A 19956-nucleotide genomic window follows, 5' to 3' on the forward strand; every position below is an offset into this window, starting at 1 on the left:
TAAAGCGGCCAAGGGCGTCCAAAGGTGCGGTCAGGCCTGCGGGTTCTCGTCGGTGGGGCAGGGATGGGGCCTTGGTGATTCGACCGGAGGGTTGTCCATCAGGTCCGCATTCACCAGGTCTGCATCCAGCAAGTCCAGGGCCCAGAGCACGAAGGCATCCTGGCGTGCCCCTTCGCGCCAGGCCTTGAAACGACCCGAGGCGCCGCCGTGACCGGACGTCATGTCGGTCTTCAATAGGGTTGCCCGGTTGGACAGTGCCGCCTGCTCGGCGTTCGCCAGGCTCAGGCGTGCGTAGAGCTTGGCCGGCTCCCAGTACGGCACACGGCTATCGTGCCAGCCACCCTGCAGGAATACCGGCGGCCAGGCCTCGGCATCGAGGTTGTCCAGCGGTGAATAGCTGCCGATCCGTCGGGCGTCGGCGGCGTGGCTGGGATTGCCCCATTCGGTGTACTCCGCCGTGGTCAGCGGCAGGTCCGGGTTTTCCATGGTACGCAGGACGTCCACAAAGGGCACGTCGAGTACCGCCGCGCAGAATGCCTGTGGCGCGCGATTGAGGCTGGCGCCCACCAGCAGACCGCCGGCGCTGGCCCCGTAGGCGACGATACGCTGGGGATTCGATACACCCGCGTCGACCAGGGCGTCACGTGCGGCCAGGAAGTCCTCGAAGCTGTTGGGCTTGTGCTCCAGCTTACCGGCCAGGTACCAGGGTTCGCCGCGCTCACCGCCGCCTCGCACGTGGGCCACCGCGAAGGCCGCGCCACGCTGGAGCAGTTCCAGGCGGGATACCGAGAACCATGGGTCCAGCGCCTCGCCGTAGGCGCCGTAGCCATACAGCAGCGTCGGCAGCGGCTGGTTCGCCAGGTCCTTGCGGCAGACCACGGACACCGGTACCCGCTCGCCGTCGTGGGACTCGGCCCACAGCCGTTGGCAGTGCAGGTCTTCCGGTGCCAGATCGCCGTGCAGAGGCTGCCGCTTGAGCAGTCGGCGCTCGCCGCTATCAAGATCCAGCGACCACCAGCTTGGCGGGGTGCAGAAGGATTCCTCGCGCAGGCGCAGTACCCGGTCGTCGAAGTGTGGGCTGTCGCCGAGCCCCAGGCTAAGCGGTGCGGGCGAGCAGGGCAGGGGGGCGTTGAGGGTGACGCTGTGGTCGCTGTCGAACTCGAGGCGACGCAGGCGCACCTGGGCCTCGAGGTGGTCGCGTTCGGCGATCACCAGGCCCCAGGCGTAGGCATCGACACCCTCCAGGGTGGTCTCCTGGCGATGGGGCACCAGTACTCGCCGCTGACCGGAGCGGTCCTCGTTCTCCACTTCCAGCTGAAAGTGCACCAGCCCTTCGTTGTGCAACACATAGAAGTGGCCGGGACGATGATCGAGGGCGTACTCAACGCCCGGGCGACGGGGCTGAAAGCAGTGCGGGGGAGTCGCTGGCGCGTGGGCCGGAACCAGATGGGTCTCGCTGGTGTCCTTGGAGGCCGACTCGATGGTCAGCCAGGCCCGCGATCGGGTCTTGCCCAGACCGATCCAGAACTCGGCGTCGTCCTCGCGCAGGACCAGCTCGTCGGTCTCGACCCTGGCGTCTGCGCTGGCCGCATCCAGCGACAGGCTGAGCCGCCAGGCGCTGTCGGGTCGCTGGGTGGCGTCGTAGCGGGTGAACAGCAGGGTCTGGCCGTCCTCGGCCCAGCACAGCTCAGGGCCGATGTCGTCCAGCAGTCGATGCTCGGCGCCATCGGGCAGGCGCTTGATGAACAGGCGATAGGTCTCGTCACCCTGGGTGTCCTCGGTCCAGGCCAGCCACTGCTCGTCCGGGGACAGCGCCATGTCACCGAGTTCGAGGAAGGTGTGCTCCTGCGCTCTGGCCTCGAGGTCGAAGAACACCTCGCGCGACTGCGGGGCATCGTTGGGGTGGCGCCACCAGACCGGATAGTCGGCGTCGGCGGCGGTCTCGCTCCACAGGGTGAAGTGGTCCAGGCGACTGGGCAGCCCCTTGACGGCCAGCTCTCGCCGCGCCAGGTGGCCCTGGTAGAGTCGCTCGATCAAGGATTCCAGAGGGGCAAACCAGGTGTCGGCCTGGCGGTTGGCGGCCTCGAGAAAGTCACTCACGGCGGGATCGTCGCGATTCTCGAGCCAGTGCCAGGCGTTATCGTCCTGACGCGTGAAGTCCAGGGCGGGGCCCCGAGTTGCTGCGGCCGGTGCATTTGGCGGCTGTGCTTTCATGGTGCGAGATGTACCATACTCAAGAGAAATTTCATCTGTGCGCGGCGCGCACGTCAGGTTGGAGCATGCAATGTTGATTTCGGATTCCATGTCCACGCTGTGGTTGATCTATGGCGCATTGTCGCTGGTCGTACTGTTGGCTGGCTACCTTGGACTGGCTTTTTTACCGCGCCTGCCACGCCTGGTGCTGACCTGGGCAGTGGCCGGCGTGATGTGGATGCCGTCGATGTTCGAACTGCCGTTGATCGAGGAAGGCCAGGTCTACAGCGGTCAGGCGCCGGCCATCATGGTGGCAGCGGTCGCCTTCATGGACGGCAACAATGGCGTGCTGGTGCCGGCGGCCACGCGCGTCATCGTCGGCGCGGCGATCGGTGCGCTGTTTGGACTGGCACTGTGGTGGAGTGGCCGTCGTCGCCGTCTGCGCAAGGCCGAGGCCGCTGCAGCGGCGCGTGACCAGGACGCAGAGGCTCATGGGACGTCGCGTGAAGAAGGGCGGGAGCGTCAGGAGCCGGTGCTCGGCTAGAAACTGCTCGGCTAGAAACTGCTGGCGAGGTCGCTCTGGCCACCGTGAACGGTGAACCATCGATAAACACGTCGAAGGGGGATGTAAAAGACGTCCACCGCCCACGGCCTGGAGATTCCGGGCAAGTTCCAAGGAGGACACATGGCCAAGCGGGGCCAGCAACGCTGCGGGAAAGGGGTAATGATGGCGACAATCGTGGCGTTGTGCCTGTCGCCGCTGACGGCGCTTGCCCAGTCGGCGACTGGGCAAGCGGGCTCGGATGAGCCACCGGACGTTCGCGTCGTGGTGGACGTGTCCGGCAGCATGAAGACCAATGACCCCAATCGCCTGGCAGGCAGTGCGCTGGACATGCTGGTGGCGCTGTTGCCGAGTGGTGTCAGCGCCGGCATCTGGACCTTCGGCGAGTCGATCGACAATCCGTTGCCTCTGGGGCAGGTCGACGCCCAGTGGCGCGAGCGGGCCTTGGCGCTGCCGCCGGCGCTGGAACAGTATCAGCAGCATACCGATATCGAGGCGGCGCTGCGCACCGCGGCAGCAGCCGAGGGTGACGGCTGGCGCCACCTGGTGTTGCTGACCGACGGGGTGATCGACCTGTCGCCGGGCAGGGGTGCCAAGCCCGACGTGGACCTTGCCTCTCGCCAACGCCTGGTCGAGGCGATGGTGCCGGACCTGGCCAACCAGGGGGTGGCCATCCACGCCATCGCCTTTTCGCCAGGCGCCGACGTTGCCTTGGTCGAGCGACTGGCGCAGCGCACCGGGGGACTGGCGGCGGTGGTCGAGACACCGGACGCCCTGTTGGGCGCCTTTCTCGATATCGTCGAGCGCATCTTCCCGGTGGATCAGGTGCCGCTTGAGGACCGCCGTTTCACCGTCGATGCCGGCGTCGACGATTTTTCCGCGTTGATCTTCCATGACCCCGGCCAGGGAGAGGTGACCCTGGTGGCGCCGGACGGCACCCGTTACACCCGCGACACCGCACCCGCAGAGGTGCGCTGGCAGCGGGAACCACGCTTCGACCTGATCCGCGTACCCGACCCCGCCCAGGGGGAGTGGCGGATCGAGGGTCCTCTGGCGGCGGACTCGCGGATTACCGTCAACAGCGATCGCCACCTGGTGACGGAGGCGCTGCCCGCGACGCTGTATTCCGGCTTCGAGGTGCCGTTGGCGGTGCGTGTCGAAAGTGACGGCGAGGTGACGGTGCCCGAGGGGCTCAAGGTGACGGCGGAGCTGTCCGGCGAGGCGGTGGACGGCCTGCAGATCCTGGCGCTTGGCAACGATGATGGCGTGTTTCGCGGGCGGCTGCCGTCGCCGTCGGGCACCGGCGCGGCTGAGCTGGTGATCACCGCCGAGGGCGAGGACTTCCATCGCCGACGGGTGCAGGCGGTCAATGTGCTGCCGGCCGTCGGCGCGGCACTGGACGAATCCGGGCGTCGGGTGACGCTGGTGGCCGAACATCCGCGCCTTGGCCACGACAACACCCGCTTCGAGGCCGATCTGCTGGGCCAGTCGCTGGAGGTGGCCCCGGCAGACGCCAGGCGCTGGAGCCTGGAAATTCCGCCCCAGGAGGATGAGGTCAGCCGTCCGCTGCGGATCTCGGCGGTGGCGACGATCGACGGCAACGAGACCCGCTGGAACCTGCCGCCGCTGTGGATCAATCGCGATGGCGAGGTGGCCCTGGATCGGGCGCTGGCAGGCCCCACCCTGTCCGGTGAACGCTTCGCCGAAGCCAGTGAGCGACAGGCCGAGGAGGAGGCTGGCGAGGCGCTGGCCGACCAGTTTGTGGCGTTGGTGAATGAAGGCCCCGAGCGGCTGGTGCAGTGGTGGCGCGAGGGAAGGCCTGGTCTTGAGCCCGCCCTCGAGCGTGCTCGACATGATCCGCGCAGCTGGCTGGTAGCCGCTATCCTGGCGGTGGTGGTGATCGCCTGGCTGTTGTGGCGTCGCAGGCGCACTCGCCTGGCTGCGGCCGGGTCAACAAGAGAAGAACCCCATGTGTGAGCTTCTGGGCATGAGTGCCAATGTGCCCACGGATATCTGTTTCAGCTTTACCGGCTTTCTGCATCGTGGCGGCGGCACCGGCCCCCACCGTGACGGCTGGGGCATCGCTTTTTACGAAGAGGGGGGCTATCGCGAATTTCGCGACCCTCATCCTTCGGTGCACTCGCGAATCGCCCGGCTGATCTGCGAATACCCGATCAAGTCGAATATCGTCATCAGCCATATCCGCCAGGCCAATGTGGGTGGAGTGAAACTGGCCAATACCCATCCGTTCGTGCGCGAGATGTGGGGGCAGCCCTGGTGCTATGCCCACAACGGCCAGTTGTCCGGCTGGGAGACGCTGGAACTCGCCAGCTATCGACCGGTGGGGTCCACCGACAGCGAGCACGCCTTCTGCCACCTGCTGGGTGAGCTCCGGCGGCGCTATCCAGACCCGCCGGAGGATCGTCGCGGTCTGTGGTCTTCGCTGCACGAGCTGTGCGAGAAGCTCAGAGGTCTGGGGGTCTTCAACCTGCTGCTGGCCGACGGCGAGTACCTGTACACCTATTGTTCCACCAAGCTCGCCCATATCACCCGCCGCGCGCCCTTTGGCGAGGCCAACCTGTCGGACGCCGAGATGGTGGTCAACTTTGTCGAGCACACCACCCCCGACGATGTGGTCTCGGTGCTGGCCACCGAACCGCTCACCGACAACGAAGAGTGGGTGCGCATGCAGCCGGGTGAGCTGCTGGTGTGGCGGGAAGGCGAGATCGTGGCCCGTTATCTAAGCGATGAATAGCGGGTTTTAAACGAAAGTTTGAATCAAGCGTATTACAGTCGCTGCGGGACTGGGCTATGGTAGCCAGTGTCGACACCACAATTTGATAATAAGAGGGGACCTGGTCCCCCGAATGGAGAACGCCCATGAGTGAGAACGCCGCTGCATCGATCGTTCGGGGGGAGGCCCTGGAAGGGCTCGATGACTATCATTCGGTGATGGATATCTTCCACCGCTCCGTCAAGCGCTACGACGAAAAGGTGGCCTTCTCGTGCATGGGCAAGTCCCTGACCTACGCCGAGCTTGACCGGCTGTCCGGTGATTTCGCCGCCTGGCTGCAGCACGAGACCAACCTTGAGCCCGGTGATCGGGTGGCGATCCAGTTGCCGAACCTGCTGCAGTTCCCGGTAGCGGTGTTCGGCGCCATTCGCGCCGGCATGGTGGTGGTCAACACCAATCCGCTGTACACCGAGCGCGAGATGACCCACCAGTTCAAGGATTCCGGCGCCAAGGCGATCCTGATCCTGGCCAACATGGCAGACAAGCTCGAGCGGGTGCTGGACAAGACCGACATCGAGCATGTGGTGATCACCGAGATCGGTGATCTGCACGACTTCCCCAAACGACCGCTGATCAACTTTGTGGTCAAGTACGTCAAGAAGATGGTGCCGCGCTACTCGATCCCCAAGGCGGTCAGGTTGCGTCAGGTGCTCAAGCAAGGCGCCTCCCTCGAGCACCGTGAGGTAGAACGCGAGCTCGACGATATCGCCGCGCTGCAGTACACCGGGGGGACCACCGGGCTTGCCAAGGGCACCATGCTGACCCACCGCAATCTGGTGGCCAACATGCTGCAGGCCAAGCAGATCATCGGGGGTGGCTTGAGCGAGGGTAGCGAGGTGGTCGTCGCGCCGCTGCCGGTCTATCACATCTATACCTTTACGGTGAACTGCCTGTTCATGCTGGAAGGCGGCAACCATTCGCTGCTGATCACCAATCCGCGGGACCTCGATACCTTTATCAAGGAGCTCTCGAAGACGCGTTTCACCGGCTTCGTCGGACTCAATACGCTGTTCAATGCGCTATGCAATCGTGACGACTTCAAGGCGCTGGACTTCTCCCACCTGCACCTGACCATCTCCGGCGGCATGGCGCTGACCAAGGCCGCGGCCAAGCGTTGGGAAGAGGTGACGGGCTGCCCCATCGCCGAGGGTTACGGCCTGACCGAGACCTCGCCGATCGTCAGCTTCAACCCGGTGGAGGCGATACAGCTGGGCACCATCGGCCGCCCCGTCGCCGGCACCGAGCTCAAGCTGTGCAACCCTGACGGTGGCGACCCCGAGCCGGGCGAGCCGGGCGAGCTGTGCGTGCGCGGCCCCCAGGTGATGAAGGGATACTGGAACCGCGATGACGAGACGGCCAAGGTCATCGATGCCGATGGCTTCTTCCACACCGGTGACATCGCGGTCATCCAGGACGATGGCTACGTGCGTATCGTCGATCGCAAGAAGGACATGATTCTGGTGTCCGGCTTCAACGTCTATCCCAACGAGATCGAGGACGTGGTCGCGGCCCACCCCAAGGTGGTCGAGTCCTGCGCCGTCGGGGTGCCCGACGATACCAGCGGCGAAGTCATCAAGCTGTTCGTGGTGGCCAAGGACAGCTCCTTGACCAGTGACGAGCTGCGCGCCTGGTGCAAGCAGGAGTTGGCCGGCTACAAGGTGCCCAAGCTGGTGGAGTTTCGTGACGAACTGCCCAAGACCAACGTCGGCAAGGTGCTCCGGCGCCAGTTGCGTGACGAAGGCAGCACCGAAACCGGGACCGGCACCGACGGCTGACGCCCGCCGACAAGGTCCGGGGAAGGGCAGGGGCCGGCGATTGGCCCTTGCCTTGGCTGCGGCGTTACAATAGCGCCCTTTGCGTTGCGGGAGCCTTCCCGCCCCGCGTCCGTGCGACGCGGCGCCCATGATCCACCCGGAGCCTTCGACCCCAACGTGAGTAGTTCTACGCCCACCGCCCAGCAAAACGCCGACGACGCCTCTCGCCTGAAGTCTCTGACCGAAGGACTGGAACAGGTGATGCTTCGCGATCGCCCGACGCTGGCCAAGCGTCTGGCCGGTCTCGAGCGTCGTCGACGCGACGGCAAGCCCATCGACCGGGGACTCAAGGAGGTCGAGCACCACTGGCAGCGCTCTCGTCAGACCCTGGCCTCGCGCCAGGCGCGCCCGGTCACGCTCGACTATCCCGAACAGCTCCCGGTGGCGGCGCGGCGAGCCGATATCCTCAAGGCACTGGAGTCCCATCAGGTGGTGGTGGTGGCCGGCGAAACCGGCTCCGGCAAGACCACCCAGCTGCCCAAGCTGTGTCTGGAGCTGGGGCTTGGCCGTCGCGGGCTGATCGGCCACACCCAGCCGCGGCGCCTGGCGGCGCGCTCGGTGGCGACCCGCCTGGCAGAAGAACTGCAGGTGCCGCTGGGCGAGCAGGTGGGTTATCAGGTCCGCTTCACCGACCAGACCAACGACGACACCCTGGTCAAGCTGATGACCGACGGCATCCTGCTGGCGGAGACCCGCCAGGATCCGGACCTGCGCCGCTATGACACCCTGATCATCGACGAGGCCCACGAACGCAGCCTCAATATCGATTTCCTGCTCGGTTACCTCAAGCGCCTGCTCGATCGCCGCCCTGACCTCAAGGTCATCATCACCTCCGCCACCATCGATGTGGAACGCTTCAGTCAGCACTTTGCCAGCCGAGACCAGGACGGTGTCGTGCGCCCTGCTCCGGTGGTGGAGGTCTCGGGTCGTACCTACCCGGTGGAGGTGCGTTATCGTCCGCTGATCCGCGACGAAGATGACGAGGAAGACCGCACCCTCAGCGAGGGTATCCTTCACGCGGTGGAGGAAATCGAGACCATCGAGCGCGAAAAGCGCTGGTTCCATGGTCCCCGCGATATTCTGGTGTTTTTGCCCGGTGAGCGTGAGATCCGCGAGACCGCCGACGTGCTCCGGCGCGCCGATCTCAAGAGCACAGAGATACTGCCGCTCTACGCCAGGCTTTCTAACGCCGAGCAGAACCGCGTGTTTGCTCCCCACAGCGGGCGGCGCATCGTGCTCGCCACCAACGTGGCCGAGACCTCGCTGACGGTGCCGGGTATCCGCTACGTGATCGACCCGGGGCTGGTGCGCATCAGTCGCTACAGCTATCGCGCCAAGATTCAGCGCCTGCCGGTGGAGGCGGTCAGCCAGGCCAGCGCCAATCAGCGCAAGGGCCGCTGCGGCCGGGTGGCGGAAGGCGTGTGCATCCGTCTGTATGACGAAGACGACTTCCTGGCGCGCCCTGAGTTTACCGATCCGGAGATCCGGCGCACCAACCTGGCCTCGGTGATCCTGTCGATGCTGTCGCTGAAACTGGGCGACATCCAGGACTTTCCCTTCGTTGATCCACCCGACTCGCGCTTTGTCACCGATGGCTTCAAGTTGCTCTATGAGCTGGGTGCGGTCGACGACAACAGTCGCCTGACGACACTGGGGAGACGGCTGGCGCGACTACCCATCGATCCGCGCCTGGCCCGCATGGTGCTGGCCGGGGTCGAGCAGCAGAGCCTGCGCGAGGTGCTGATCGTGGTCTCGGCGCTGGCGGTGCAGGACCCGCGTGATCGACCCTCCGACAAACGCGAAGCCGCCGATCAGGCCCACCGCCGCTGGCAGGATCCGGATTCCGACTTCGTGGCGCTGCTCAATCTGTGGCACGGCTTCGAAGCCGCCCGAGAGGAACTCTCGGGCAACCGGTTGCGTCGCTGGTGTCGTGATAACTTCCTGAATTACCTGCGCCTGCGCGAGTGGCACGATACCTTCCGCCAGTTGCGTCAGCTGCTCAAGGACATGGATATCCAGGTGCCGTCGGCCAGGCCCGCCATCGCCGCCGAAGGTGAAGATGACGACGGTCAGGCCAAGGAGCGCCAGCGTCAGCAGACGGTGGCCATGCACAAGGCGCTGTTGACCGGCCTGCTGAGCCACCTGGGCACCCTGACCGAGAACCGCGAGTATCTTGGGGCGCGCAATCGCAAGTTCATGATTCATCCGGCATCGGGGCTTTCGAAGAAGTCTCCGAAGTGGGTGATGGCGATGGAGCTGGTCGAGACCTCGAAGCTGTTCGCGCGCAGCGTGGCCAAGGTCGAGCCACAGTGGATCGAGCCTCTGGCGGGCCATCTGGTCAAGCGCAGCTACAGCGAGCCCCATTGGGAGATGAAGCGGGCCCAGGTGGTGGCCTTCGAGCAGGTCACCCTGTTCGGGCTGCCGATCGTGGCCCGGCGCAAGGTCCACTATGGCCCCATCGCCCCGGTCGAAAGCCGTGAGCTGTTTATCCGCCGGGCGCTGGTGGAAGGCGAGTTTCGCACCAAGGGCGAGTTCTTCGCCCACAACCGGGCACTGATCGACGAGGTCGAGGACCTCGAGGATCGCGCACGGCGGCGCGACATTCTGGTGGACGAGGAGCAGCTGTTCGACTTCTACGACGCTCGCCTGCCTGAGGATATCGTCAACGGCAAGGGCTTCGAAGCCTGGCGGCGCAAGGCCGAGCGCAGTGACCCTGAGCTGCTCAAGTTCGACCGTCAGGCGCTGCTGGCACGGGAGGCGGATGACGTCACCGGTGACGCCTATCCTGACGAGCTGTCGATCGACGGTGTGCGCTATCCGCTGGCTTATCACTTCGCGCCGGGGGCCGAGGATGACGGTGTGACCATGACGGTGCCGGCGGCGATGCTGTCTCAGCTGTCGTCGTCTCGTCTCGAGTGGCTGGTGCCGGGATTGCTCCGGGACAAGTGCATCGCCCTGTTGAAGTCGCTGCCCAAGTCGATACGCCGACAGGTGGTGCCGATACCCGACTGGGTCGACGCAGCGCTGGAGGCACTGGTGCCCGGGGACGGCAGCCTGACCGAGGCGCTCGGTGAATTTCTGCGGGTCAAGACCGGGCTGCGCCTGTCGCCGGACGACTGGCGCCTCGATCAGCTCGAGCCCCATCTGGTGATGAACCTCAAGGTGGTCGACCACAGCGGCAAGGTGCTGGGCCAGGGCCGTGACCTGCGGGCGCTGGAGCGGCGCTTCGAGGCTGCCGCCAGTCAGGGTGCCCGGGCGCTGGCCAAGAGCGTGGAGAGCCAGTCCGAGCTGTCGGGCTTCCCCGAGCAGGCATTGCCGGAATCGCGGGTGACCTCCCAGGCCGGGATTCGTGTCGAGGCTTTCCCGGCGCTGGTGCCTTCGTCGAGCGGGCTCAGCCTCGAGCTGTTCGACCATCCGGCCAAGGCCCATGAAGCGCATCGCCGCGGGGTGGTCAAGGCGGCGATGGAACGCCTGCCAGATCAAGTGAAGGCCATCGAGCGTACCCAGGGACTGTCGACCTGTGCTCTATTGTTCGCCAAGGTAGGCAGCAAGCGTGCTCTGACCGAAGATGTGGTGACGGCCGTCTTCCGGCAGGTCGTGGCGGTGGATCCGCTGCCGCGAAGTGCCGAGGCCCTGGAACAACGCATTCAGGCGGTTCGCCAGGATATCGTTCCCCATGCCGACAAGCTGGTGGCAGTGCTCAAGCCGGCACTGGAAGGCCACCTGGCGGTGACAAAGGCGTTGAAGGGTAACCTGAGCCTGTCGCTGGCGCTGGTATACAGTGACCTCAAGGCACAGATGCAGCGGCTGGTGTACCCGGGGTTCGTGACAGACGCCGGTGCCTGGCTCGAGGCTTATCCGCGCTACATGGAGGCCGCCCAGGTGCGCCTGGAGAAGGCCCCGCGCGAGCGCATGCGCGACCAGATGCTGATGCAGACGGTGCAGGACTTCGAGACGCGCCTCGAGACGCGTCGACAGGCCGAGCACCGAGGCGGCGTCGAAGATCCATCGCTGGTGGAGTTTCGCTGGTGGATCGAGGAGTTGCGGGTATCGCTGTTTGCGCAGCAGCTGGGTACCGCCATGCCGGTATCGGAGAAGCGCCTGGAGAAACGCTGGGCGGAATTGACCGGGCGGGGGTAAGGCCCCCGCGCCAAAGATGACGAAAGTGAGTGACCGCCCCGGGCGGTCGCGATCGACCGGCGGCACCGAGGTGCCGCATGAAGGAGAAGGGCATGACCCCAGCGAAGGTGCTTATTACCGGCAGCGGCCTGTATACCCCGGCCAACGCCATCGACAACGACGCCCTGGTGGCGTCGTACAACGCCTGGGTGGATGCCGAGAATGCCCGCCACCGCGAGGCGATCGAGGCCGGGGAACGTGACGCCCTGGCCCATTCCAGCAGTGAATTCATCGTCAAGGCCTCGGGTATCCACAGCCGCTACGTGCTGGACGCAGAGGGTATCCTTGATCCTGAGCGCATGCGCCCGAAGCTCGACGAGCGCGACAACGACAGCCCCGGCATCCAGTGCGAGATGGCGCTGGCCGCCTCGCACGAGGCGCTGGCCGCAGCCGGGGTCGAGGCCGCCGACATCGACCTGGTGATCGTGGCCTGCTCGAACCTGGAGCGCCCCTATCCGGCGGTGGCGGTGGAGTTGCAGCGTGCGCTGGGCACCGGGGGCTACGCCTTCGACATGAACGTGGCCTGTTCCTCGGCCACCTTCGCCATCGACAACGCCGCCAATGCCATCCGCTCCGGCGGCGTGCGTCGCGCCCTGGTGGTCAACCCCGAGGTGTGTTCGGCACACCTGAACTTCCGCGACCGCGACAGCCACTTCATCTTTGGCGACGCCTGTACCGCCCTGGTGCTGGAAAGCGACGACGTGGCGAAAGCCGAGACACGGTTCGAGGTGCTCGGGACCCGCCTGGTGACGCAGTTTTCCAACGCCATTCGCAATAATGCGGGCTTTCTCAACCGCGTCACCGACGCCGACCCCCAGGCAGCCGACAAGCTGTTCGTGCAGGAAGGCCGCAGGGTCTTCAAGGAAGTCTGCCCGATGGTGGCACAGTTGATCCGTGACCACCTGGAGAGCCTGGATATCGCGCCTGGTACGCTGTCGCGGCTATGGCTGCATCAGGCCAATCGACACATGAACGATCTTATCGCACGACGGGTGCTGGGCCAGGAGCCTGCTCCGGATCAAGCGCCGATTATTCTTGACCGTTACGCTAATACAAGTTCTGCCGGTTCGATCATTGCGTTCCATCTGCATCATCAGGACCTGGAACCGGGCGCTACCGGGGTGGTGTGTTCCTTCGGCGCGGGCTACAGTGCGGGCTGCGTGGTGATTCGCAGGGACTGAGGCCGACCCTCCGGGGAACCGACCGCTGACTCGTCGGCGGAACCAGACGACTGCCGTACGCAGAGGCGTCGTCGCTGACGCTACCCGGAGTCCAACCCCGGACAACAGCGCCGATAGATTGACGATCGTGACAAGGACAGGCAAGGGAGGCAGTCGAACGATGAACGCGAACTACAGCGGTGCCCTGGGCAAGGGCATGCAGAGGGGTGTCCTGGTCATGGCCGTCGCCCTGGCGGCAAGTGGCTGCGCCAGCAGCGGCGTATCCAGCGAGCCCAATCCAGCGGACCCCTGGGAGGGCTTCAATCGCAGGGTCTTCGCCTTCAACGATGTGCTGGATCGCTATGCACTCAAGCCTGCCGCCCAGGGTTATCGCTACGTGACCCCGGACCCGCTCGAGCGCGGTGTCAGCAACTTCTTCGACAACCTCGGCGAAGTGCGCACGGTGCTCAACAGCCTGCTGCAGGGCAAGGGTGCCAATGCCGGCAACTCGAGCATGCGCTTTCTGATGAACACCACCTTCGGTCTGGGTGGTCTTCTGGATCCGGCGACCCACGCCGGCTTTATCGCCGACGAGGAAGACTTCGGCCAGACTCTGGCTGCCTGGGGCGTGGGCGAGGGGCCCTTCGTGGTGCTGCCGTTCCTCGGCCCCAGCACAGTGCGTGACACCAGCGCCTTGCCGGTCGACTGGTACACCTACCCGCTGACCTACGTCGAGGACGACACCGTGCGCTACTCGCTACGCGGTCTCGAGCTGCTCGACGCGCGTGCCAGCCTTCTCGATCAGGAGGATCTGATTCGCGGTGATCGCTACAGCTTCATTCGTGACGCCTGGCTACAGCGTCGTCGTTTCGAGGTCACCGATGGTGAGCTTGGTGACGACAGCTTTATCGACGATGGCTTTGACTACGACGAAGATGCCTTCGCCGAGTAAGGTGGCATCTGCATGCAAGCAGCCAAACCTCTGATCGGGGTAATCGACCACCCGGGCGAGCACCGCGACGCCCTGGTGGACGCGATTGCTCGCGACGGACTTGCGGTCTTTGCCGCCGCCAGCGCCGATGAGCTTCCCGGCTCCACGGCGCTGGTGGTAGCACATTCGCTGGCGGTACCGAGTCGCGAGTGGATGGTGCTGGCCGAGCGCTGGCCCACCCTGGTGGTCAGCGAGGACCGGCGAGACGACGATCTGCTCAAGGCCGTTGACGCGGGCCTTGTCGACTACGTGATCGACCCCTTGCGCCATGCCCATCTGCTCAGGCGGATGATCCGGCGTGTGGTGGACGTCAATCGTCTGGCCCGGGAGCGCGAAGAGGATCGAGCGCGACTGGAAGAGCTCAACGAGAGCCTGGAGACCCACCTGGCGATGCTCCGGCTCGACCAGCAGGCCGGCGGCCAGATCCAGCGTCGCATGCTGCCGCCGAGGCCGCAGCAGCTGGGGGCGATCGGCTGTGACTACTGGCTTGCGCCCTCGTTGTATCTGTCAGGCGACTTTCTCGATATCCAGGCGTACAATGAGCGCTATACATTATTCTATTTCGCTGATGTGTCGGGCCACGGAGCCTCGTCCGCCTTCGTGACGGTGCTGCTCAAGTATCTGTTCAATCGCTGGCAAGGCGAGTGGGACGGTGAGGCACCCGAGGCATTGCCGCCGCGCTGGCTGTCCCAGTTGAATCGGGAGCTGCTGGACACGGGGATCGGCAAGCACGCCACCCTGTTCGTCGGCGTGATCGACCAGCAGAAGCGCTATCTGCACTATTCTCTCGGCGCGCAGCTGCCGATGCCACTGTTGAAGTCCGACGAGGGCGTCACCACGCTGGCGGGAGAGGGCATGCCGGTCGGGTTGTTTCCGGAGGTCAGTTATCCGGCACTGGGATGTGACTTGCCCGATGACTTTTCGCTCTGGCTTTGCTCCGATGGAGTGCTGGAGTGCTTGCCGGGGGACAGTCTCGAGGCGCGCCTTGACGATCTCAGGCAGCGGGTCGAAGACAGCGATTCCCTGGATACGATGCGTCGGGGGCTGGCCCTGGGGGCGCTCTCCAGCGATGAAGAAGCGCTGGAGGACCCCACCTCGGGGCGCGAAGAGCTGCCCGACGACTTGACGATCATGTTGGTGAGCGGGTTTGGCGATGAAAGTGCATGAAGGTCGACTGAAGGCGGCATTCGAGGCCGGTGTGTTCGTCCTGAAGCTATGTGGCGACGTGCGCCTGACCCTGTGTGCCACCCTGGATCTCCAGGCCCAGCAACTGGCCGACACGCCGGGACTCAAGGCGGTGATGATCGACCTGCGCGAGGCCAGCAACGTCGATTCCACGGCGCTTGGCTTCCTGGCCAAGGTGGCCATGGCGCTGCGCGGCAAGCTCGAGCAGGCGCCGACCATCGTGGCCGACAATCCCGACGTCAAGCGGATGCTCGAGGTGATGGGCTTTGGCGCTTTCTTTACCTTGCTGGAGCGTCCCATCGCCGAGGTCGACGACTTCGAGGAGCTCCCCGAAGTGCCCGCCGATGAAGAGGGGCTGCGGGAGCGCATCCTCGAAGCGCATCGTATCCTGATGCGCATGAACGAGCATAACCACGAACAGTTCCAGCCGCTGGTCGAGATGCTCGAGGCCCAGAACGACGCTTCGCACAAGGCCTGATCCAGCCCGTGCCGGGCCTGACGTCGACGCGCCGAAGGCGTGTTCAGCAGAAGGCGCCGAAGGCGTAGAAAATGGCGAACTCCAAAAGCGGAAAGCGGTGTCAGATCGCCGTAAGCTGGCAAGCGCATAATGCAAGAGGGCGATCCATGGATCGCCCTCTTGATCATCTGCAGCCAGGCCCAGCCAGGCTTGCCGGTGGTGCGCTCGTGATCATCCCTGGCGCAGTTCGGTCAGCAGGCTTTCCAGCTTGCGCTGATCGGCCATGAACTTGCGGATGCCTTCGGCCAGTTTTTCGGTGGCCATGGCGTCTTCGTTCATCGCCCAGCGGAAGTCGTCTTCGGTCTGGGGCTCCGGTGCGCTGGTCTCGGCGTCGCTACGGACGAGGCGGCGTTCGAGAGCGCCTTGCTGACCGTGCAATTCCTCGAGCAGTGCCGGCGAGATGGTCAGACGATCGCAGCCGGCCAGCGCCTTGACCTCGTCGGTGTTACGGAAGCTCGCGCCCATCACGATGGTCGAGTAGCCGTGGCCCTTGTAGTGGTCGTAGATGCGCTTGACCGATTGCACGCCGGGATCGTTGTCGCCGCTGAAGTCGGCCTCCGGCTGCTGGGCCTTGTGCCAGTCGAGGATGCGGCCGACGAAGGGCGAGATCAGCGTGACTCCGGCGTCGGCGCAGGCCTGGGCCTGGGCGAAGCTGAACAGCAGCGTCAGATTGGTGCGGATGCCTTCTCGCTCCAGCGTCTTGGCGGCACGAATGCCTTCCCAGGTGGACGCCACCTTGATCAGGATGCGCTCGGCGCCGACGCCTTTGCGGGCATAGCGCTCGATCAGTGAATGGGCGCGAGCCAGGGTACCTTCGGTATCGAACGATAGCCGTGCGCTGACCTCGGTCGACACATAGCCAGGCACCAGCTCGCTGATCTCGCTGCCGATGTCCACCGCCACGGCGTCGAGAGCGTCATCGATGTCGTTGGCCTCCTTGGCGATGGCGGCCAGGCGGGCGCGACGATCGGCGTGGCTGGCGGCCTGCAGGATCAGCGACGGGTTGGTGGTGGCGTCGGTGGGCTGGAAGCGACGAATGGCGTCCAGGTCGCCGGTGTCGGCGACCACCGTGGTCATCGCCTTCAGTTGGGTCAGCAGATCATCTGCCATGTGGCAATCTCCGTAGTTGGGCGGTGGTGAGCTGGACCTACTGTACCAAGGCGTCGATGTGGACAACAGCCGCAGCGGCGTCACGATCAACCCGATGACAATTTTTCAAACCTTGTTCTTCATGGAGCGCCTGTGTCCCTGAATGCCCGGCGTGTCGCCCTGCTGGTGGCCGCCAATACCGCCCTTGCCCCCTTCGCCATCGACGCCTATCTGCCGGCCATGCCGGCGCTGGCCGAGTCGGTGGGGGCCAGTGTTCATCACACCGAGCTTTCACTCAGCGTGTTCATGGTCGGCTTTGCCGTGGGCCAGCTCACTTGCGGGCCGCTTTCCGACCGCATCGGACGCAAGCCGGTGCTGCTGGCCGGACAGATCCTGTTCTTGATCGCCAGTCTGGTGATCGTCAGCGTCGATTCGTTGACGGAGCTTCTGGTCTGGCGCTTTGTCCAGGCGCTGGGCGGCGGCGCCTGCGTGGTCAATTCCGCAGCCATCGTGCGCGACTGTTTCAGTGGCCGCGAGGCCGCCAAGGTCATGTCGACCATGGCGATGATCCTGATGCTGGCGCCGCTGGTGGCGCCGATGGTCGGCAGCCTGCTGCTGTACCTGGCCGACTGGTGGCTGATCTTCGTCTTCCTGGCGGTCTATGCCGCCTTCCTGATGTGGCTGCTCGGGGCCTTTCTGCCGGAGACCCGGCCTGCAGGGGCACCGGTGGCCTCGCCCCGTCAGGTGCTGCGCAACTACGCAAGTGTGCTGACCGACCGTCAGGCCATGGGCTACATCCTGGCGGTGGCGGCGTCCTTCGCCGGCATCTTTGCCTTCGTCACCTCGTCGCCGTTTCTCTACATGCAGCACTACGGGCTGTCGCCGGCGGCCTATCCCTTCGTCTTTGGTGCAAATGTAGTGGTGATGGCGCTATCCAACCGGGTCAATATTCGCCTGCTGCGGCGGCGTACACCCCAGCAGAACCTGCGTCTTGGTCTCGCCATTCAGCTGGTCGCCGCCGGCGGCCTGCTGGTGGTAGTGGCCACGGGGACGGACTCGCTGTTCACGGTGGTGCCTCTGGTGATGGCGTTTCTGGGCGTGGTGGGGCTGATCTCGCCCAACGCCATTTCGTCGCTGCTGGAGCGCTTCAGTCATATGAGCGCTACCGCCACGGCGCTGCTCGGCAGTATCCAGTTCAGCAGTGCAGCACTGTCCGGTGCCCTGGTCACCGCCTTTGAAATCGACTCTGCCTGGCCCATGGTGATCGCCATGGTCACGGTGGCGTTGATCGGCAACGTCGGCCTGCGCGTGCTCGCCGGACGTCCGCCTCGGGTCGAGGAGGCGGCGTCATGATGGCGTCGTTGCTGGCCGCAGTGCAGGACTGCGCAAGGGAGTGGTGGGTGCTCAGCGAGCTGACCCTTGGCTCGTGGCTGTGGGTGGGGGCGGTACTGGCGCTGGGGACCTTCGTCCAGCGTACCACCGGCTTCGGCATGGCGGTGGTGGGGGCGCCACTGATCCTGTTGAAGGCGCCGTCCCTGGTGCCGGTGGTGCTGGTGGTCTACGGCTTTCTGGTGTCCTGTCTGGTGGTACGCCGCTATCGTCGGGAAGTCGCCATGACCGATATCTCCATGGCCCTGGTGGGCAAGGTGCCGGGAACCCTGCTCGGGGTCTGGCTGTTGCTGGTGGCGCCCATGGCGACGCTGGAGGTGATGATCGCCAGCATCGTGCTGTTTGCGGTGGTGGTGACGCTGTTCAAGCTGCGCCTGCCGGTCAACCGCTCGTCACTGTTTGGTGCTGGTTTTCTGTCGGGAGTGTTCGGTGCCGTGGCGGCGATCGGCGGACCGCCCATCGTGCTGCTGATGCACGGCATGCCGATGGACCGCCTGCGGGGCAACCTGGCGGCGTTCTTTCTTATCTCGTCGTTGATGACCCTGGCGAGCCTGGCCGCCGTGGGCAGGGTGCCGCTGTGGCTGTTGGGCGTGAGCCTCAGTTTCATGCCCATGGTGGTGGCGGGCCACGCCCTGGGGGCGGTGCTGGCGCCGAAGTTGCCTCGGCGACTGTTGCAGGCGGCGTCCTTGACCCTGTGCGCCGCGGCGGCATTGGGGCTATTGATCAGCTGACCCCGTTGTTTCATGTCGTCGCTATCGCAGCGACACCAGATGGGCCGTCCGGCGCAAAGCCGGGCGGCCTTTTTTTGCGGCACCTTCTTTTGTGTCCGCTCAGGTTGCCGTCGGCTGTAAAAGCGTGGCGATGACCGGGGTCGCGGTGACAGGGCCGTGACGCCGTCATGACATGGCCGGGCAGGAGGAGGGGCAGGGGGGAAACGTAAGAGGTATCGGGAAGGCGTCAACCGGAGTGCACTGTCATGAAGCTGTCATTTTTCTGCGGCATTGTGTGTTTCGCGAAGGTTGACCATCTCATCATCAGGAGCTTTCTCCATGAACCGCATCCTCAAGACTACCGCTATCGCCGCCGCCGTCATGGGCGTGGTGGGTGTCGCTCAAGCCCGCGATCAAGTCCGTATCGTTGGTTCCAGCACCGTCTACCCGTTCTCGAGCTACGTGGCCGAAGAGTTCGGTGCCACCACCGACTTCCCGACGCCGGTCATCGAGTCCACCGGTTCCGGTGGCGGCATGAAGCTGTTCTGCTCCGGTCTGGGTGACGATACCCCGGACATCACCAACGCCTCGCGTCGCATGAAGACTTCCGAGTTCGAGACCTGTGAAGCCAACGGCGTGACCGACATCACCGAAGCCTTCATCGGCTATGACGGCATCGCCTTCGCCCAGTCCGGCGACAACGAGGCGATGGACGTCACCCGCGAGCAGATCTTCCTGGCGCTGGCCGCCAAGGTGCCGGTCGATGGTGAGCTGGTCGACAACCCCTACACCAAGTGGAGCGACATCGATTCCTCGCTGCCGGATCGCGAGATCGCCGTCTATGGGCCGCCCACCACCTCCGGTACCCGTGATGCCTTCGCTGAGCTCGTGATGGAAGCCGTTTCCGAGGACATGGAGGCCTACGGCGGTGAAGGTTACACCGACGTGCGCGCCGACGGTGCCTTCATCGACGCCGGCGAGAACGACAACCTGATCGTTCAGCGCCTGGCCGAGAACACCGATGCCTTCGGCATCTTCGGCTACTCCTTCCTGGAAGAGAACTCCGACACCCTGATCGGCTCCAGCATCGACGGCGTCGAGCCGACTCCGGACGCCATCGGCAGCGGTGAGTACCCGGTGTCTCGCTCCATGTTCTTCTACGTGAAGAACCAGCACGCCGAAGACGTGCCGGCCATGTACGAGTACGCCAACATGTTCATGAGCGAGCAGATGGTCGGTGACCTCGGCTACCTCAAGGGCATCGGCCTGATCCCGGCGCCGGAAGACGAGCGCGCCGAGGCTCGCAGTGCCGTCGAGAACCACGAGACCCTCGAGCTGGCCGACCTGAAGTAAGGGACACGGTCCTGATCACG

At 65.0% G+C, this 19956-nt stretch carries 14 protein-coding genes; 12 read left to right on the forward strand and 2 right to left on the reverse strand.

The window, feature by feature from the left end:
- Positions 1–30: 30 nt before the first annotated feature.
- On the reverse strand, positions 31–2214 hold the full coding sequence (locus EBB56_RS10390) for a S9 family peptidase (protein ID WP_124804332.1): 2184 nt from the start codon (positions 2212–2214) through the stop codon (positions 31–33).
- Positions 2215–2284: 70 nt separating this feature from the next.
- Between EBB56_RS10390 and EBB56_RS10395 the strand changes: the two genes are divergently transcribed.
- The 9 genes from EBB56_RS10395 (at position 2285) to EBB56_RS10435 (ending at position 15356) form a co-directional block, all read left to right on the forward strand.
- Positions 2285–2737 (forward strand): hypothetical protein, encoded by a 453-nt coding sequence (locus EBB56_RS10395; RefSeq protein ID WP_045993220.1) that lies wholly within the window; start codon positions 2285–2287, stop codon positions 2735–2737.
- A gap of 180 nt (positions 2738–2917) precedes the next feature.
- Positions 2918–4732, forward strand: a complete 1815-nt coding sequence (locus EBB56_RS10400) for a vWA domain-containing protein (protein WP_185696415.1) — start codon at positions 2918–2920, stop codon at positions 4730–4732.
- Positions 4725–5510, forward strand: coding sequence for a class II glutamine amidotransferase (locus EBB56_RS10405; RefSeq protein ID WP_045993222.1), 786 nt, complete (start codon positions 4725–4727; stop codon positions 5508–5510). Before EBB56_RS10400 ends, EBB56_RS10405 begins: the two co-directional genes overlap by 8 nt.
- A 125-nt stretch (positions 5511–5635) precedes the next feature.
- Positions 5636–7324, forward strand: a complete 1689-nt coding sequence (locus EBB56_RS10410; RefSeq protein WP_045993223.1) for an AMP-binding protein — start codon at positions 5636–5638, stop codon at positions 7322–7324.
- Positions 7325–7480: 156 nt separating this feature from the next.
- Positions 7481–11503, forward strand: coding sequence for an ATP-dependent RNA helicase HrpA (gene hrpA / locus EBB56_RS10415; protein WP_124804334.1), 4023 nt, complete (start codon positions 7481–7483; stop codon positions 11501–11503).
- A 92-nt stretch (positions 11504–11595) separates the two neighbouring features.
- Entirely contained in the window at positions 11596–12723 is a 1128-nt protein-coding gene (locus EBB56_RS10420) for a beta-ketoacyl-ACP synthase III (protein ID WP_124804335.1), read from the forward strand.
- A 160-nt stretch (positions 12724–12883) separates the two neighbouring features.
- Positions 12884–13654, forward strand: coding sequence for a VacJ family lipoprotein (locus EBB56_RS10425; protein ID WP_240184119.1), 771 nt, complete (start codon positions 12884–12886; stop codon positions 13652–13654).
- A gap of 12 nt (positions 13655–13666) precedes the next feature.
- Positions 13667–14860, forward strand: a complete 1194-nt coding sequence (locus EBB56_RS10430) for a PP2C family protein-serine/threonine phosphatase (RefSeq protein ID WP_045993226.1) — start codon at positions 13667–13669, stop codon at positions 14858–14860.
- On the forward strand, positions 14847–15356 hold the full coding sequence (locus EBB56_RS10435; protein ID WP_045993227.1) for an STAS domain-containing protein: 510 nt from the start codon (positions 14847–14849) through the stop codon (positions 15354–15356). The genes EBB56_RS10430 and EBB56_RS10435 overlap by 14 nt, the downstream gene beginning before the upstream one ends.
- Before the next feature lie 210 nt (positions 15357–15566).
- On the opposite strand, the gene tal is transcribed toward EBB56_RS10435, so the two are convergent.
- Positions 15567–16505 carry a transaldolase gene (tal, locus tag EBB56_RS10440; RefSeq protein ID WP_108447650.1) on the reverse strand — a complete coding sequence of 313 codons (939 nt, stop codon included), beginning with the start codon at positions 16503–16505 and terminating at the stop codon, positions 15567–15569.
- Positions 16506–16637: 132 nt separating this feature from the next.
- Here tal and EBB56_RS10445 point away from each other — a divergent pair, with 132 nt between their 5' ends.
- The 3 genes from EBB56_RS10445 (at position 16638) to EBB56_RS10455 (ending at position 19936) form a co-directional block, all read left to right on the forward strand.
- Complete coding sequence (locus EBB56_RS10445; RefSeq protein ID WP_045993229.1) at positions 16638–17837, forward strand: Bcr/CflA family multidrug efflux MFS transporter; 1200 nt, start codon at positions 16638–16640, stop codon at positions 17835–17837.
- The gene (locus EBB56_RS10450) at positions 17834–18604 is read left to right on the forward strand and encodes a sulfite exporter TauE/SafE family protein (RefSeq protein WP_308812435.1); all 771 of its coding nucleotides are present in this window, start codon (positions 17834–17836) and stop codon (positions 18602–18604) included. The genes EBB56_RS10445 and EBB56_RS10450 overlap by 4 nt, the downstream gene beginning before the upstream one ends.
- Before the next feature lie 318 nt (positions 18605–18922).
- A complete protein-coding gene (locus tag EBB56_RS10455) occupies positions 18923–19936 on the forward strand; it encodes a substrate-binding domain-containing protein (protein ID WP_108132630.1) in 1014 nt (337 codons plus the stop codon).
- Positions 19937–19956 lie beyond the last annotated feature (20 nt).

The organism is Halomonas sp. YLB-10, from assembly GCF_003856855.1.
GTDB classification, from domain to species: domain Bacteria; phylum Pseudomonadota; class Gammaproteobacteria; order Pseudomonadales; family Halomonadaceae; genus Halomonas; species Halomonas litopenaei.

Coding starts and splice junctions, on each gene's coding strand:
- EBB56_RS10395 (WP_045993220.1), top strand. CDS start 2,285: ATGTTGATTTCGGATTCCATGTCCACGCTGTGGTTGATCTATGGCGCA.
- EBB56_RS10390 (WP_124804332.1), bottom strand. CDS start 2,214: ATGAAAGCACAGCCGCCAAATGCACCGGCCGCAGCAACTCGGGGCCCC.
- tal (WP_108447650.1), bottom strand. CDS start 16,505: ATGGCAGATGATCTGCTGACCCAACTGAAGGCGATGACCACGGTGGTC.
- EBB56_RS10430 (WP_045993226.1), top strand. CDS start 13,667: ATGCAAGCAGCCAAACCTCTGATCGGGGTAATCGACCACCCGGGCGAG.
- EBB56_RS10425 (WP_240184119.1), top strand. CDS start 12,884: ATGAACGCGAACTACAGCGGTGCCCTGGGCAAGGGCATGCAGAGGGGT.
- EBB56_RS10450 (WP_308812435.1), top strand. CDS start 17,834: ATGATGGCGTCGTTGCTGGCCGCAGTGCAGGACTGCGCAAGGGAGTGG.
- EBB56_RS10410 (WP_045993223.1), top strand. CDS start 5,636: ATGAGTGAGAACGCCGCTGCATCGATCGTTCGGGGGGAGGCCCTGGAA.
- EBB56_RS10455 (WP_108132630.1), top strand. CDS start 18,923: ATGAACCGCATCCTCAAGACTACCGCTATCGCCGCCGCCGTCATGGGC.
- EBB56_RS10400 (WP_185696415.1), top strand. CDS start 2,918: ATGATGGCGACAATCGTGGCGTTGTGCCTGTCGCCGCTGACGGCGCTT.
- EBB56_RS10420 (WP_124804335.1), top strand. CDS start 11,596: ATGACCCCAGCGAAGGTGCTTATTACCGGCAGCGGCCTGTATACCCCG.
- EBB56_RS10435 (WP_045993227.1), top strand. CDS start 14,847: ATGAAAGTGCATGAAGGTCGACTGAAGGCGGCATTCGAGGCCGGTGTG.
- EBB56_RS10405 (WP_045993222.1), top strand. CDS start 4,725: ATGTGTGAGCTTCTGGGCATGAGTGCCAATGTGCCCACGGATATCTGT.